Raw genomic sequence first — 16,553 nt, forward strand, 5'->3', positions numbered from 1 at the left:
TCGGAGAACGTAAATGGAAACTGTACTAAGTTTTTCAGCAATCGCTGTTGCTATTATTGTTGGTCTTTGTGCCGTAGGTACTGCAATTGGTTTTGCTATTCTTGGTGGTAAATTCCTAGAAGGCGCTGCGCGTCAACCTGAAATGGCTCCAATGCTACAAGTTAAGATGTTCATCATCGCTGGTCTACTGGATGCTGTTCCAATGATCGGTATCGTAATCGCACTACTATTCACGTTTGCTAACCCATTTGTTGGTCAACTAGCAGGCTAATTAACTGTTAATTAGTTAATTAAATTTTTGTAGTTGATTCTTAACGAGGGGTAGCTGTTGTGAATATGAACGCAACTCTGTTAGGTCAAGCAATTGCTTTTTCTATGTTTGTTTGGTTCTGCATGAAATATGTATGGCCACCAATCATGCAAGCAATTGAAGAGCGTCAGAAAAAAATTGCTGACGGTCTAGTAGCCGCTGAACGCGCTGCTAAAAACTTGGATCTAGCACAAGCCAACGCTTCTGACCAATTGAAAGAAGCGAAGCGCACCGCAACTGAGGTTATTGAACAGGCAAATAAACGCAAGGCTCAAATTATTGATGAAGCTCGCGAAGAGGCTCAGGCAGAACGCCAGAAAATCTTAGCGCAAGCGGAAGCCGAAATTGAAGCTGAGCGCACACGTGCCCGTGATGACCTGCGCAAACAAGTCGCAACTCTGGCAATTGCTGGTGCTGAGAAAATCCTTGAGCGTACAATCGATAAAGATGTACACGATGATCTTCTTAACAACATTACTGCAAAACTTTAAAGCAAGGGGCTGTATATGTCTGATTTGACTACAATCGCACGCCCCTATGCTAAAGCAGCGTTTGACTTTGCGGTAGAGAAAGGTGAGCTAGACCAATGGGGTCAGATGCTTACTTTTGCTGCCGAAGTGGCACAAAATGATGATGTTCACAATTTCTTAAGCAGCTCTCAAACTGCTGAAAAATTAGCTGAAGTATTCATTGTAATTTGTGGCGAACAATTTGATGAATTCGGCCAGAACTTGATAAAAGTAATGGCAGAGAATGGCCGCTTAATGGCTTTTCCTGATGTTTGCAAAGAGTTCTTATTGCTCAAACAAGAGCACGAGAAAGAGATCGACGTTGAAGTCACTTCAGCGGTTGAACTTTCTAAAGAACAACGCGCAGAGATCAGCAGCAAATTGGAACAGCGCTTAGCGCGCAAAGTTCAGCTGAATTGCAGTATAGATGAGACTCTACTTAGTGGAGTTATTATTCGAGCCGGAGACCTAGTCATCGATAACTCAGCGCGCAGTCGTTTAGACCGCCTGAGCGATGCATTGCAGTCTTAATGGGGATTGGAGCATGCAACTTAATTCCACTGAAATTAGCGATCTAATTAAACAACGTATTGAATCTTTCGACGTTGTTAGTGAAGCTCGCAATGAAGGTACTATCGTTTCGGTAAGCGATGGCATCCTTAGCATTCACGGCCTAGCGGACGTGATGCAAGGTGAAATGATTGAACTACCGGGTGGCCGTTACGCGCTAGCACTTAACTTGAACCGTGATTCGGTTGGTGCTGTTGTAATGGGCCCATATGCTGACCTACAGGAAGGCATGAAAGTTACAGGTACGGGTCGTATTCTCGAAGTACCAGTAGGTCCTGAAATGCTTGGTCGTGTGGTAAACACGCTAGGTGAGCCAATTGATGGTAAAGGTCCTATTGATGCGAAATTGACTTCGCCTGTAGAAATTATCGCACCAGGTGTAATCGACCGTAAATCGGTAGATCAACCTGTTCAAACTGGTTACAAGTCAGTTGACTCAATGATCCCTATCGGTCGTGGTCAGCGTGAACTTATTATCGGTGACCGTCAGACTGGTAAAACAGCGATGGCGATCGATGCGATTATTAACCAAAAAAATTCTGGTATTTTCTCTATCTACGTTGCAATCGGCCAAAAAGCGTCGACTATCGCTAACGTAGTTCGCAAACTAGAAGAGCACGGCGCACTAGCAAACACTGTTGTTGTTGTTGCATCGGCTTCTGAATCTGCAGCGCTGCAATACCTTGCACCGTATGCTGGTTGTGCGATGGGTGAATACTTCCGTGATCGCGGTGAAGATGCACTGATTGTTTATGATGATCTATCTAAGCAAGCTGTCGCTTACCGTCAGATCTCACTACTGCTTAAGCGTCCACCAGGTCGTGAAGCGTTCCCTGGTGATGTTTTCTACCTTCACTCTCGTCTACTAGAGCGTGCTGCTCGTGTAAGCGAACACTACGTAGAAGAATTCACTAAAGGCGAAGTGAAAGGCAAGACGGGTTCTTTAACTGCTCTTCCTATCATCGAAACGCAAGCTGGTGACGTATCTGCATTCGTACCGACGAACGTAATCTCGATTACCGATGGTCAGATCTTCCTACAAACTGAGCTATTCAACGCGGGCGTACGTCCAGCTGTTGACCCTGGTATCTCAGTTTCTCGTGTAGGTGGTTCGGCGCAGACTAAAATCATCAAGAAGCTATCTGGCGGTATCCGTACTGCTCTAGCTCAATACCGTGAACTTGCAGCATTTGCTCAGTTCTCTTCGGATCTTGATGAAGCGACTAAGAAGCAGCTAGACCATGGTCAAAAAGTTACAGAACTGATGAAGCAGAAGCAATACGCTCCTATGTCTGTATTTGACCAAGCTCTAGTAATCTTCGCTGCAGAGCGTGGATACCTTCAAGACGTTGAACTTTCTAAAGTTCTAGACTTTGAAGCTGCTTTACTGTCGTTTGCTCGTGGTCAATATGCCGATCTAGCAACACAGATCGACACAACGGGTGCTTTCAATAAAGAAATCGAAGCTGAGCTGAAGAAGCTTGTTGACGATTTCAAGGCAACCCAGACCTGGTAATTGGTAGGTGGTCTTAGGGCCACCTCATACCATTAACGGAGAGTAACGATGGCCGGCGCAAAAGAGATACGTAATAAAATCGGTAGTGTTAAAAGCACACAGAAGATTACGAAAGCAATGGAAATGGTAGCAGCTTCAAAAATGCGTCGTTCTCAAGACGCAATGGAAGCTACTCGTCCATATGCAGAAACAATGCGTAAAGTGATCGGTCATTTGGCTAATGGTAGCCTCGAGTATAAGCATCCTTATCTTGAGGAACGTGAAGCCAAACGTGTTGGTTACATCATCGTTTCTACAGACCGTGGTCTTTGTGGTGGTTTGAACATTAACTTGTTCAAAAAAGCCATGAACGACATGAAAGATTGGTCTGAGAAAGGTGCTGACGTTGAACTTGCAATTGTAGGTTCAAAAGCGACAGCATTTTTCAACAACAGCGGCGCGAAAGTAGCAGCTCAAGTTTCTGGTCTGGGCGATCGCCCAAGCCTTGAAGACTTGATTGGCTCTGTAAGCGTTATGCTGAAGAAATATGATGAAGGCGAATTGGATCGCCTGTTCGTAGTGTTCAACAAGTTTGAAAACACTATGGTACAAGAACCAACGATCGATCAATTACTTCCTTTGCCTAAATCAGACAGCGAAGACATGAAACGCGATCATGCTTGGGACTACATTTATGAGCCTGAGCCAAAACCACTACTAGATGCACTACTGGTTCGCTACGTCGAATCTCAAGTATATCAAGGTGTGGTCGAGAACCTTGCTTGTGAGCAAGCGGCTCGAATGATTGCTATGAAATCAGCAACAGATAACGCTGGTGACATTATTGATGACTTAGAACTTGTGTACAACAAAGCGCGTCAAGCGGCAATTACACAAGAACTTTCTGAGATCGTTTCAGGCGCAGCTGCGGTTTAAGCTTAGGTAAAACTAAATAGTTAGAGGATTAACGATGGCTACAGGTAAGATCGTACAGATCATCGGTGCGGTAGTCGACGTAGAGTTCCCACAGGGTGAAGTACCTCGTGTATACGACGCTCTGAATGTTAATGAAGTACAAGAACGTCTAGTTCTTGAAGTTCAGCAACAACTTGGCGGTGGCGTAGTTCGCGCAATCGTAATGGGTAGCTCTGATGGTTTACGTCGTGGTTTGACAGTTGAAAATACTGGCGCTCCAATCTCAGTACCAGTAGGTACTAAGACATTGGGTCGTATCATGAACGTCCTAGGTGACGCGATTGATGAGTGTGGCGAGATTGGTGCTGAAGAGCATTACGCCATTCACCGTGAAGCTCCAAGCTACGAAGAGCAGTCTAACGAGACAGCTCTTCTAGAAACTGGTGTTAAAGTAATCGACTTGATTTGTCCATTCGCTAAGGGTGGTAAAATCGGTCTATTCGGTGGTGCTGGTGTAGGTAAGACCGTTAACATGATGGAACTTATCAACAACATCGCACTTCAACACTCAGGCCTATCTGTATTTGCAGGTGTAGGTGAGCGTACTCGTGAAGGTAACGATTTCTACTTTGAGATGCAGGAAGCAGGTGTTGTAAACATCGAAAAACCTGAAGAATCAAAAGTAGCGATGGTTTACGGTCAGATGAACGAGCCACCAGGTAACCGTCTACGTGTTGCACTGACTGGTCTAACAATGGCAGAGCGCTTCCGTGACGAAGGTCGTGACGTTCTACTGTTCGTTGATAACATCTACCGTTACACACTAGCAGGTACTGAAGTATCAGCACTTCTAGGTCGTATGCCTTCTGCGGTAGGTTACCAACCTACACTAGCTGAAGAAATGGGTGTTCTACAAGAGCGTATCACGTCAACTAAATCTGGTTCTATCACGTCTGTACAGGCGGTATACGTACCAGCGGATGACTTGACTGACCCGTCTCCAGCAACAACGTTCGCTCACTTGGATGCAACGGTTGTACTTAACCGTAACATCGCATCTATGGGTCTATACCCAGCGATCGACCCGCTAGATTCTACTTCACGTCAACTGGATCCATTGGTAGTTGGACAAGAGCACTACGACATCGCTCGTGGCGTTCAGTCTACTCTTCAGCGCTATAAAGAGCTGAAAGATATCATTGCTATCCTAGGTATGGACGAGCTATCTGAAGAAGATAAGCAAGTTGTATCTCGTGCTCGTAAGATTGAGAAGTTCCTAACTCAGCCTTACCACGTAGCGGAAGTATTTACAGGTGACCCAGGCGTTTACGTACCTCTTAAAGAGACTCTACGTGGCTTCCAAGGTCTTCTATCTGGTGAATACGATGACATTCCAGAGCAAGCGTTCATGTACTGTGGTGCAATTGACGAAGCTATCGAGAATGCTAAGAAGCTATAAGGCTAACTAGGAGGCGATATGGCAGCAATAACCTTTCACCTAGACGTTGTAAGTGCAGAGAAACAAATTTTCTCAGGCCTTGTTGAGACGTTTCAGGTGACCGGTAGTGAGGGTGAGCTTGGTATTTTCCATGGTCATACTCCACTGCTGACCGCTATCAAGCCTGGTATGGTGCGTATTGTTAAGCAGCACGGCCACGAAGAAATCATTTATGTTTCTGGTGGTATGGTAGAAGTTCAGCCTGGTACAGCGACTGTACTGGCTGATACAGCTATCCGTGGTGAAGAGCTAGACGCAGCAAAGGCGGAAGAAGCTAAACGCAAGGCTGTGGAGAATATCCAAAATCAGCATGGCGACATAGACTTCGCACAAGCGGCCGGTGAACTGGCTAAAGCCATTGCTCAGTTACGAGTTATCGAACTGACAAAACAGCGTCGTTAATCTTTTTAAGATTATAGACTCTGAGATAAAGGCGACCTAAGGGTCGCCTTTTTGCATTTTTAGATTCTCAAAAATGCTTCTTTTACGTATCACTACTGGTTAAATGGTTATTGCGATTTAATTTTTTGGCCAAAAACGGTTACAATATCGGCTTAATAAAAATAACGTTGGATAGGTTTACAATGAAGTTTAGCGCGGTAATTCTCGCGGCGGGCAAAGGCACTCGCATGTATTCAAACACACCAAAGGTTCTGCACACACTTGCGGGTAAGCCAATGGTGAAGCATGTTATCGATACATGTAATGGTCTAGGCGCTCAAAACATCAACCTGGTTTACGGCCACGGTGGTGATCAGATGAAGGCTACTCTAGCTGAAGAATCTGTAAACTGGGCACTGCAAGCTGAGCAGCTCGGCACAGGCCACGCTGTGGATCAAGCATCTGCACATTTCGCTGATGATGAAAAAGTATTGGTGCTATATGGTGATGTTCCACTGATCTCACCTGAAACCATTGAAAACCTATTAGACGCTCAACCAAACGGTGGCATCGCGCTACTTACTGTCGTGTTAGACAACCCAATGGGCTACGGACGTATTATTCGTCGTAATGGTCCTGTTGTGGCTATCGTTGAACAGAAAGATGCAACGGATGAGCAGAAGCTTATCAAAGAGATCAACACTGGCGTTATGGTGGCGACTGGTGGCGATCTGAAGCGCTGGTTGTCTGGCCTAAGTAACGACAACGCACAGGGTGAATACTACCTGACTGACGTTATCGCAGCGGCTCACGACGAAGGTCGTGCAGTTGAAGCGGTACACCCAGTAAGCCCAATTGAAGTGGAAGGCGTAAACGACCGCTCTCAACTGGCTCGTCTAGAGCGCGCTTACCAAGCTGAGCAAGCCGACAAGTTATTGAAGCAAGGCGTAATGCTGCGCGACCCAAGCCGCTTTGATCTACGTGGTGAGCTGCAGTGCGGTATGGACGTTGAGATTGACACTAACGTTATCATCGAAGGCAGCGTAAGCATTGGCGACAACGTGATTATCGGCACTGGTTGTGTATTGAAAGACTGCGAGATTGATGACAACACCATCGTTCGCCCATACAGCGTGATCGAAGGTGCAACGGTCGGTGAAGACTGTACGGTTGGTCCTTTCACTCGTCTACGTCCTGGTGCTGATATGCGTAATAACTCGCACGTTGGTAACTTTGTCGAAGTGAAGAACACTCGCCTTGGTGAAGGTTCTAAAGCGAACCACTTAACGTATCTAGGCGATGCTGAAATTGGTCAGCGCGTAAACGTGGGTGCGGGTGCAATTACTTGTAACTACGATGGTGCGAATAAGTTCAAGACCATCATTGGCGACGACGTATTCGTTGGTTCAGATAGTCAATTAATAGCGCCTGTTACGATTGGTAATGGTGCTACCGTTGGTGCTGGTTCTACAGTAACGCGCGATGTTTCTGAAAATGAGCTGGTTATCAGCCGTGCGAAAGAACGTAAGATTGCAGATTGGCAGCGTCCGACTAAGAAAAAGTAGTCTCTTAACAAATAAGATGATTTAAATGAAAGTCAGTAGTACCGCTACTGGCTTTTTCTTATTTATCTAGATATAAAAAAAGAGCGAGTAATCTCGCTCTTTTTTGTTTTCGTTAACTTAGAAACTAGTCTTGTTTCTCGTCAGCGACTACTCGAGAGTTGTCAGGTGTCGCGAAGTGTTCAGAAAGCTCTTTGTTCGAAACAATATAGCCAACCCACAACGCACCCAAACAGATCACAACGGCAATACCCGTCGCGCTTAGTGCTTGGCTAGCCATTGCCGCGACCAATGCACTTGATAGGCCACTGATACTGATTTGCAGGCTGTTTTGTAGACCAGCAGCTGTTGCTGGGCTCTGTTTAGCGCTTGATAGAGCACGGTTTACTACGATTGGGTAAAGTGCGCCGTTTGCGACAGCAATCAAACAGAAAGGCGCAAGTAGAGGCCAGATTGACGTCAGTTCCCACTGTGATGCGATAAAGATAAGCATCGCCGCTACACTGAACAAACCGATAAGGTTTCTTAGTACAACGCCATCGCCATATTTCTTCACTGCTTGCTTACCGAAGTAACCACCCGCCATGAACGCGATTGTTTGTGGGATAAAGCTCAAACCGATGTCTTTTGCTTCATAACCTAGTTGAGCCATGATCTCTGGCATACCTGTTAGGTAAGCAAAGAACGCTGCAGATGCTGACGCAAACATTAAAACATTACCCATGTAAGGCTTTGATTTAAGCAACATCTTGATGTCTGTCTTAATCGATGTCTGTTTTACTTCAGGCGCTTCTTTTGGTTGAGCCATTGTTGTCGCCACTAGCAGTGCACCCATCAAGGTTAATGTGATGAAGATGCTGTGCCAACCAAAACTATCCGCCAGTAACACACCTAGCTGAGGTGCTAGTGCAGGAGATAGCGCAACCAAAGGCATGATGGTTGCAAAAATTTGTTGGCTACTGCTTTGTGAGTAACGCTTGATAACCATTGCTTGCCAGATTACCGCTGGAGCACATACACCGATCGCTTGAATGAAGCGTAGTGTCAGTAGGTGCCATACCTCGGTGCTGAATGCCAAGCCGAATGAAGCCGCAGTAAAGATAACAAGACCAACCGCCAACGTATTACGGTGACCATACTTGTCACTCGCTAGGCCCCAAAGAAGCTGACCCATTGCCATACCGCCAAGGAATACCGTTAGAGACAGAGCAATTTGCTCTGGGCCGGTTGCGAAATCAACTTCCATTGCCTTAAATGCAGGAAGGTACATATCGGTCGCAATAAAGCCAAGCATTGAAAGAACTGCAAGGTAGACCAATTGAAATTTAGAAATATTCATAAGATGCCATTAAGCTAAAAGTAGTGATGTATTTATCATCAAAAAAATTGTTTGATAGACAGAAGTTAAAGCCCCTGTTTATTTATGCTGACATTCTATTTTTCAGACCTGATAAAATAAAACGCTAAAATATGTAGTTATCAATCAAAAAATTTGAAGGCTTATGTTCTCTAAATCCTCTTTAGAAATGCTCGATACGGTAGCGCGCTTGGGCAGTTTTACCGCGGCGGCTGAGCAGTTGCACAAAGTGCCCTCGGCGATCAGTTATGGTGTCAGACAGGTCGAACAAGAACTGGATGTGCTGCTTTTCAGGCGTTTACCGAGAAAGGTTGAGCTCACTCCGGCAGGTGAACTGTTCATTGAAGAGGCACGTGCGTTACTGAGACAGATGGAAGAGGTCAGTGCTCAGACTCGCCGAGCAGCGCGTGGTTGGAAGAAAACCTTGCGCCTAACGCTCGATAACGTGGTTAAGCTCGATAAGATGAAGCCGATGATTGAAGAGTTCTATCAAACCTTTGAGTTTGCAGAGCTTCAGATCAACATGGAGGTGTTTAATGGCTCTTGGGAAGCGATTGCACAGGGCAGAGCGGATATTGTGATTGGCGCAACCTCAGCGATTCCGGTCGGTGGCGACTTTGAGGTTAAAGATATGGGACGCCTAGATTGGGCGTTTGTAATGTCGCCCAGTCACCCGTGTGTGCGAGAGCAAAACCTCAACGAAGAATTTGTTAGCCAGTATCCCGCGATATGTTTGGACGATACCTCTAGTGTGCTCCCTAAGCGACACACAGGCCATTACTCAAATCAAAGACGCCTATTGTTACCTAACTGGTATAGCGCCATAGAGTGTCTTAAGAATGGAGTTGGGGTGGGTTATATGCCGAGGCACATTGCCGCGCCAATTATCGAGCAAGGCTTGCTGGTGGAAAAAATACTGCCTGAACCGAGCCCGCAGAGTCATTGTTGTTTGGTCTGGCGAAAAGACGATAACCATAAACTGATCGAATGGATGGTGAAGTACCTAGGATCGAGTGAGCAACTTCACCAAGATTGGTTGGATCATCGCAAGGCGATCTAATGATCTGTTTACAAGAAGATCCTTTTCAAGCTTAAGCTGAATCAGCATCAATAAAAAGAGCGAGTAAAAACTCGCTCTTTTGGGTTTGATAGTTTAATTCTTAAGACAAGAAGAACTTGTAGGAAGGGTTATCGGTTTCATCTTTACACTGATAACCAAGCTCTCGTAAATGTGTTGAGAACTGAGCTAAATCATCATCGCCAAGTTCGAAGCCACACAATACGCGACCATAATCGGCACCGTGGTTACGATAGTTGAACAGGCTGATGTTCCAGTGGGTACCTAAGGTATCAAGGAACTTAATCAAGGCTCCTGGGTATTCAGGAAACTCGAAGCTGTATAGGCGCTCTTTCAATGGTTTTGATGGTTTGCCGCCAATCATATAGCGAATGTGTAGTTTTGCCATCTCATCATCAGAAAGGTCGACGACTGGATATCCGCCCTCACGTAGGTCATTGATGATGTGCTCAAGTTCTTCCTGACCACCTTGCAGACGTACACCAACGAAGATATTCGCTAGGCTTTCGTCGTTGTGGCGGTAGTTAAACTCCGTCACCGCTCGGCCGCCAATAATATTGCAGAACTCTAGGAACGCCCCTTGTCGCTCAGGGATAGTCACCGCAAGCAGACCTTCTCGCTTCTCACCTAGCTCACAACGTTCAGAGACATATCGCAGGCCGTGGAAGTTGGTGTTAGCACCAGACAGTACCGTTGCCAATTGCTTGTCTTGCAGTTGGTTTTGTTCTGCAAATTTCTTCAAGCCAGCCAGAGCAAGTGCTCCTGAAGGTTCAGCAATCGCACGAGTGTCTTCAAAGATGTCTTTCACCGCCGAGCATATCTCATCGCTAGAGACTGCAATGTGACCGTCAATGTACTGTTGGCAAAGACGGAATGTCTCTTCACCAATGCGTTTAACCGCAACACCATCAGCAAACATACTGACTTGATCCAGTACTACTGGCTCACCGGCATCCAGTGCTGCTTTCAAGCAAGATGAATCTTCAGGTTCAACCGCGATGACTTTTATTTCCGGCATCAATTGCTTAACTAGCACGGCAACACCCGCAGCCAAACCACCACCACCGACAGGCACAAAGATGTAATCCATGTGACCATTTTGCTGAAGCATTTCCATACCCATGGTGCCCTGTCCGGCGATCACCAATGGGTGATCGAATGGAGGCACAAAGGTGTAGCCATGTTCAGCGGAAAGGCGTTCTGCTTCAGCTTTAGCTTCATCAAAGTTGCTGCCGTGTAGAACTACGTTACCGCCAAAGCCACGTACCGCATCAACCTTGATGTCTGGTGTGGTTTTTGGCATCACAATCGTGGTTTGAATACCAAGCTTAGAACCGGACAGCGCCATACCTTGAGCATGGTTACCTGCCGATGCTGCAATCACACCTGCGGCTTTCTGTTGCTCTGAAAGGCTTGATACCATGTTGTAGGCACCACGTAGCTTGAACGAGTGCACCGGCTGACGGTCTTCTCGTTTAAGCTGAACCTGATTACCAATGCGCGCGCTTAGACGCGGCATATCCTGTAGAGGTGTTACGATTGCCGCTTCGTAAACCGGCGCTCTCAGGATCTGACGCAGGTAATCTGCGCCACTTTGTTTTTTGGGACTGGAGGTGCCGTCACTCATAGTTAGCCCTCAAGTTTAGACTTATCACGTACTGCGCCTTTGTCGGCACTGGTCGCCATGCTTGCGTAAGCTTTCAGTGCGAAAGACACTTCACGCTGACGGTTTTCTGGTTTCCAGCCTAGTGCGTCTTGCTTAACACGACGCGCTTCTAGTTCAGCTTCAGGCACATCAAGTGTGATCGAACGGCTAGGGATGTCGATAGTGATGATATCGCCAGTGTTTACTAGACCAATCACACCGCCACTTGCTGCTTCTGGAGAAGCGTGACCGATAGACAGACCCGATGTACCACCCGAGAAACGACCATCTGTTAATAGAGCACAAGACTTGCCTAGACCCATTGATTTTAGGTAAGTGGTTGGGTAAAGCATTTCTTGCATGCCCGGACCACCTTTAGGACCTTCGTAACGAATAACAACCACTTCGCCCGCTTTCACTTTGCCACCTAAGATGCCATCAACAGCACTATCTTGGCTTTCAAATACGATAGCTGGGCCTTGGAATTTCAGGTTTTCTTCATCAACGCCTGCTGTCTTAACGATACAGCCATCAACCGCGATGTTGCCCGAAAGAACCGCCAGGCCGCCTTCTTGGCTGAATGCGTTCTCTTTAGTACGGATACAACCTTCTTTACGGTCGTCATCAAGACGATCCCAACGGCAATCTTGTGAAAATGCTTTGGTAGTACGAATGCCTGCAGGGCCAGCACGGAAGAACTTAAGCACGGCTTCGTCTTCTGTCTGCATGATGTCGTATTGAGCAAGTTGCTCTTGCATGCTTAGACCAAGAACGGTGCGAGTTTGGTTGTTCAGTAGGCCAGCACGATCAAGCTCACCTAGGATAGCCATTACGCCACCAGCACGGTGAACGTCTTCCATGTGGTATTTAGGTGTTGAAGGCGCAACCTTACATAGGTGTGGAACGCGGCGAGACATCTCGTCGATATCACCCATATCAAAGTCAATTTCACCTTCTTGAGCTGCCGCTAAAAGGTGAAGTACTGTGTTACTTGAACCCCCCATCGCGATATCTAGCGCCATAGCATTATCAAAGGCTGCGCGGTTAGCGATGTTGCGTGGCAGTGCTGATTCGTCGTCTTGCTCGTAGTAACGCTTAGTTAGGTCAACGATACGTTTACCTGCATTGATGAACAGCTCTTCACGGTCTGCGTGGGTTGCTAGCATAGAACCGTTACCTGGCTGAGATAGACCAAGCGCTTCTGTTAGACAGTTCATTGAGTTCGCTGTGAACATACCTGAACATGAACCACATGTCGGACATGCAGAACGCTCTACTTGCTCACTTTGCTCATCAGAAATGGTTGGATCGGCACCTTGGATCATTGCGTCAACAAGGTCTAGCTTGATGATTTGATCTGAAAGCTTAGTTTTACCCGCTTCCATTGGGCCGCCTGATACAAAGATCACTGGGATGTTAAGGCGCATTGCTGCCATCATCATTCCCGGAGTGATTTTGTCACAGTTAGAGATACACACCATCGCATCCGCACAGTGTGCATTGACCATGTATTCTACTGAATCCGCGATAAGCTCACGTGATGGCAGTGAGTACAGCATGCCGCCGTGGCCCATTGCGATACCATCATCGACTGCGATGGTGTTGAATTCTTTAGCGATACCGCCCGCTTTCTCGATTTCACCCGCAACCAGTTGACCCATATCTTTAAGGTGAACGTGGCCTGGTACGAATTGAGTGAACGAGTTTACAACTGCGATGATTGGCTTACCGAAGTCATCATCTTTAACGCCAGTTGCACGCCATAAAGCGCGCGCACCAGCCATGTTGCGTCCGTGGGTAGTCGTTGCTGAACGATAGATTGGCATTGCTTAAATCCTTATAAAATATTTGGCTGTTGCTTACTTAGTTGTTTGCGTTTGGTTTTCTGAAGTTTGGTCTGCTGGATAAACGTAGTCTAACCAGCCCCACTTATCTTCAGTGGTGCCATTGAATAGACCAAAGTAAGCCGCTTGAACTTTTTCAGTGATAGGACCGCGTTTGCCTTCACCTACTGTAATTTTGTCTACGCTACGAACCGGAACGATTTCCGCCGCTGTGCCTGTCATGAATACTTCATCAGCAAGGTATAGCGCTTCACGAGCAATGTTCTCTTCACGGATCTCATAACCCATGTCTTTTGCTAGTGTCATGATCGAATCACGCGTGATACCCGGCAGAATCGCACTGGTCGCTGGTGGTGTGGATAGCACGCCGTTACGTACCACAAAGATGTTCTCACCAGCCCCTTCAGAAAGGTAACCATCAACACTCAGTGCGATGCCTTCATCGTAACCATGACGGCGAGCTTCGCCACCAACTAATAGTGAAGATAGGTAGTTACCACCGGCTTTTGCTGCGGTTGGGATCGTGTTTGGAGCGGCACGGTTCCAGCTAGAAATCATTGCATCAACGCCGTTTTCTAGTGCTTCTTCGCCTAGGTAAGACCCCCAAGGGAAAGCAGCGATGATCAGTTCCATCTCAGTATTTTCTGGCGGGCAGACACCCAAACCAACGTTACCTACGAAACCTAGAGGGCGGATGTACGCTGACTCTAGCTTATTTTGGCGTAGCGTTTCGCGAGTCGCTTCCATAATTTCTTCCTCAGTGTAAGGAATAGGGAAGCGATAGATTTTTGCTGAGTCTTTTAGGCGCTTAGCATGTTCAGGGTGACGGAAGATAACCGGCCCTTTTGGTGTGTTGTAACAACGAACACCTTCAAACACAGAAGTACCGTAGTGCATTGCGTGAGTCAGGACGTGAACGTTCGCCTCTGCCCAAGGAACCATCTCACCGTTAAACCAAATATAGTCTGCCGTTTTAGCTGTCATGTTTGTGGTTCCTTATGCGTTTATCTTTTGTTGTAAGTTGTTGTTTGGCAATTCATTACGACTGATAGAGATAACGTCAACGGTACGCACATCCCACAGCTTTTCGATTTGATTGACTAAGAAAGAGATCGGACGGTCACTGTCTACAATGATCTCAACACTCGCCACTTTGCTTTCGTGGTTTTGAGTGCCCGCTACTTGCTTAACAATAAAGCCACGGTGGCGGATAACACGAAGAACACGCTCTAGTAGTACAGGCTTATCATCGGCTTTGATGTCTAATAGGTATCTTTTCATGTTATGTGTTCTCCAACATCTCACTGTTTGAAGCACCTGGCGGTACTAGTGGCCATACGTTCTCTTCTTCATCGATAAGAACATGAAGTAGGTAGGCGGTTTTGCTCTCTAGCATCTCTTTTAGTGCTGGCTCTACTTCTTCTTTACGCGTGATGGTTTTACCCGGGATATCGAACGCTTTCGCTAGCATTACGAAGTCTGGGTTGTCATCTAGGATAGTTTCACTATGGCGGCCATCGAAGAACAACGATTGCCATTGGCGAACCATACCCAAGCGAGAGTTGTTAAGAAGTACCATCTTCACTGGGATTTGGCGGCGTTTCAGCGTGCCAAGCTCTTGCACGTTCATCATGAACGAGCCATCACCAGAGATAAGAATAGATTGGTCATCAGGACGCCCAACCGAAGCACCCATTGCAGCTGGCAAGCCAAAGCCCATGGTGCCTAAACCGGCAGAGGTAATGAAGTTCTGTGGATCGCGAGGCTGAATGTGCTGAGCTGCCCACATTTGGTGTTGGCCCACATCAGTCGATACGATAGAGCTTGCTGGCATCATGTCTGACAGTTGCTTCAACAGCAGTGGAGCAAAAATCAGATCACCAGGGTGGTCGTAACGCCATTTGAATGAGCTACGAAGACCTTCAGAGTGATGAACCCAAGAGGAGATGTCTTGGCTTAGCTCTAGTTGAGGCATGATCTTGTTGATGTCACCGCGAATTGGCGCATTGGCAAGACGCAGTTTGCTGAACTCAGCGGCATCGATATCGATATGGATAACCTTAGCATGCGGCGCAAAGGTATCGAGTTTGCCAGTTACTCGGTCATCAAAACGAGCACCGACAACAATCAACAGGTCACTCTCTTGAACCACAAGGTTAGCGGCTTTAGTGCCGTGCATACCCAGCATGCCAAGGTAGTGTGGGTCGTCACGTTCGATAGTGCCCAAGCCTTTCAGTGTGCTTACTGCTGGCATTGGGTTTAGGCGTAAAAACTCACGAACCGCATCGGTTGCTTTAGCAAGTTGAACACCACCACCTACGTATAAAACAGGACGGGTCGCTTGAGACAAAAAGTACTGTGCCTGTTCAATGGCATCAGTTGTCGCAACAGGAATTGCGGGTGGAGTAAATTCAGGAAGAGCGTTAACAGGTGCTTCTGCTAGTTGAACGTCTTTAGCGATATCGACGATAACCGGGCCAGGGCGGCCAGACTTTGCTACCACAAACGCTTCAGCGAGGGTTGGAGCTAGCTCTTCAATATCAGTTACTAGGTAGCTGTGTTTAGTACATGACAGAGACATACCAATCACATCCATTTCTTGGAATGCATCGGTACCAATGTGGGAACTTGCAACCTGACCTGTGATAGCAACCAATGGGATTGAATCCATAAAGGCATCAGCAAGGCCAGTGACTAGGTTGGTTGCACCTGGTCCCGAGGTTGCCATACAAACAGCGACATCTTGTGTTGCTCTAGCCATGCCGATCGCGGCCATAGCGGCGCCTTGCTCATGGCGACATAGGATATGTTCAACCCCGCCGTCATAGAGTGCATCGTAGATTGGCATGATGGCACCACCGGGGTAACCAAATACGGTCTCAATTCCTTGTTGCTTGAGTGCGGATACGACTAGTTCTGCGCCTTTCATCGGAATTCTCCCGTATTACCTTTATTTTGGTAACTGTTTCCTTTGTCTCTGCACATCTTGTGCTCCCATTCTTCCTGTAAATCGGCAAAGCCGAAAATGCTCAAAAATATAAAAATCGAATGTTTAAATTAGAAAAAACCCCCGGACTTGTCAGTGCGGGGGTTTTTTCTAATTCGTGGTTACTTTCTTCCCACTCGCCCCCGCGCAGTCTTAATAATGACTACGATAATCAGGTTAATCAGTGCGTAAATGCGAGCGTTAAAAATCATAATATTCGAGTTTTCTCGTTTATTGTCTTCAGTAAATGTCTACATCTCTAGTGTTATCACACAAATCTGCCGCATGACAAGGGAAATGTCATTCTTTTTTCACATTAAAATACCATTCCACCAAGCTATATAACAACCTTATCGCTTTGGTGAGCAACGAATATCCAGAGCGAATACTTTTAAATCAAAGA

15 protein-coding genes are annotated in these 16,553 nt (G+C 46.7%); 9 read left to right on the top strand and 6 right to left on the bottom strand.

The window, feature by feature from the left end:
- Positions 1-13 precede the first annotated feature (13 nt).
- The 8 genes from atpE (at position 14) to glmU (ending at position 7,243) form a co-directional block, all read left to right on the top strand.
- Complete coding sequence (atpE, locus tag AB6F11_RS09545) at positions 14-271, top strand: F0F1 ATP synthase subunit C (RefSeq protein WP_004411110.1); 258 nt, start codon at positions 14-16, stop codon at positions 269-271.
- 59 nt (positions 272-330) lie between these two features.
- Positions 331-801, top strand: a complete 471-nt coding sequence (gene atpF, locus AB6F11_RS09550) for a F0F1 ATP synthase subunit B (protein WP_032545592.1) — start codon at positions 331-333, stop codon at positions 799-801.
- 15 nt (positions 802-816) lie between these two features.
- The gene (atpH, locus tag AB6F11_RS09555; RefSeq protein WP_017058795.1) at positions 817-1,350 is read left to right on the top strand and encodes a F0F1 ATP synthase subunit delta; all 534 of its coding nucleotides are present in this window, start codon (positions 817-819) and stop codon (positions 1,348-1,350) included.
- Between the two features lie 13 nt (positions 1,351-1,363).
- Positions 1,364-2,905, top strand: a complete 1,542-nt coding sequence (atpA, locus tag AB6F11_RS09560; RefSeq protein ID WP_102321083.1) for a F0F1 ATP synthase subunit alpha — start codon at positions 1,364-1,366, stop codon at positions 2,903-2,905.
- Between the two features lie 48 nt (positions 2,906-2,953).
- On the top strand, positions 2,954-3,820 hold the full coding sequence (gene atpG, locus AB6F11_RS09565) for a F0F1 ATP synthase subunit gamma (protein ID WP_017058793.1): 867 nt from the start codon (positions 2,954-2,956) through the stop codon (positions 3,818-3,820).
- Between the two features lie 34 nt (positions 3,821-3,854).
- Complete coding sequence (gene atpD / locus AB6F11_RS09570; protein WP_048610850.1) at positions 3,855-5,258, top strand: F0F1 ATP synthase subunit beta; 1,404 nt, start codon at positions 3,855-3,857, stop codon at positions 5,256-5,258.
- 18 nt (positions 5,259-5,276) lie between these two features.
- The gene (locus AB6F11_RS09575; protein WP_004735742.1) at positions 5,277-5,699 is read left to right on the top strand and encodes a F0F1 ATP synthase subunit epsilon; all 423 of its coding nucleotides are present in this window, start codon (positions 5,277-5,279) and stop codon (positions 5,697-5,699) included.
- 182 nt (positions 5,700-5,881) lie between these two features.
- Complete coding sequence (glmU, locus tag AB6F11_RS09580; RefSeq protein WP_065676899.1) at positions 5,882-7,243, top strand: bifunctional UDP-N-acetylglucosamine diphosphorylase/glucosamine-1-phosphate N-acetyltransferase GlmU; 1,362 nt, start codon at positions 5,882-5,884, stop codon at positions 7,241-7,243.
- Positions 7,244-7,367: 124 nt separating this feature from the next.
- Here glmU and punC read toward each other — a convergent pair whose 3' ends face one another.
- Complete coding sequence (gene punC, locus AB6F11_RS09585; protein ID WP_017063021.1) at positions 7,368-8,579, bottom strand: purine nucleoside transporter PunC; 1,212 nt, start codon at positions 8,577-8,579, stop codon at positions 7,368-7,370.
- A 163-nt stretch (positions 8,580-8,742) separates the two neighbouring features.
- Here punC and punR point away from each other — a divergent pair, with 163 nt between their 5' ends.
- A complete protein-coding gene (gene punR, locus AB6F11_RS09590) occupies positions 8,743-9,657 on the top strand; it encodes a DNA-binding transcriptional activator PunR (protein ID WP_017058788.1) in 915 nt (304 codons plus the stop codon).
- A gap of 100 nt (positions 9,658-9,757) precedes the next feature.
- Here punR and ilvA read toward each other — a convergent pair whose 3' ends face one another.
- The 5 genes from ilvA to ilvG are packed head-to-tail and all read right to left on the bottom strand — an operon-like array spanning position 9,758 to position 16,093.
- On the bottom strand, positions 9,758-11,302 hold the full coding sequence (ilvA, locus tag AB6F11_RS09595) for a threonine ammonia-lyase, biosynthetic (protein ID WP_102393473.1): 1,545 nt from the start codon (positions 11,300-11,302) through the stop codon (positions 9,758-9,760).
- Between the two features lie 2 nt (positions 11,303-11,304).
- On the bottom strand, positions 11,305-13,146 hold the full coding sequence (gene ilvD, locus AB6F11_RS09600) for a dihydroxy-acid dehydratase (RefSeq protein ID WP_017071778.1): 1,842 nt from the start codon (positions 13,144-13,146) through the stop codon (positions 11,305-11,307).
- Between the two features lie 33 nt (positions 13,147-13,179).
- On the bottom strand, positions 13,180-14,148 hold the full coding sequence (locus AB6F11_RS09605) for a branched-chain amino acid transaminase (protein WP_017063017.1): 969 nt from the start codon (positions 14,146-14,148) through the stop codon (positions 13,180-13,182).
- Between the two features lie 12 nt (positions 14,149-14,160).
- The gene (gene ilvM / locus AB6F11_RS09610) at positions 14,161-14,445 is read right to left on the bottom strand and encodes an acetolactate synthase 2 small subunit (RefSeq protein ID WP_017055442.1); all 285 of its coding nucleotides are present in this window, start codon (positions 14,443-14,445) and stop codon (positions 14,161-14,163) included.
- A gap of 1 nt (position 14,446) precedes the next feature.
- Positions 14,447-16,093, bottom strand: a complete 1,647-nt coding sequence (gene ilvG / locus AB6F11_RS09615; RefSeq protein WP_017058784.1) for an acetolactate synthase 2 catalytic subunit — start codon at positions 16,091-16,093, stop codon at positions 14,447-14,449.
- Positions 16,094-16,553 lie beyond the last annotated feature (460 nt).

The organism is Vibrio sp. 10N.247.311.14, from assembly GCF_041467715.1.
Taxonomy (GTDB): domain Bacteria; phylum Pseudomonadota; class Gammaproteobacteria; order Enterobacterales; family Vibrionaceae; genus Vibrio; species Vibrio crassostreae_C.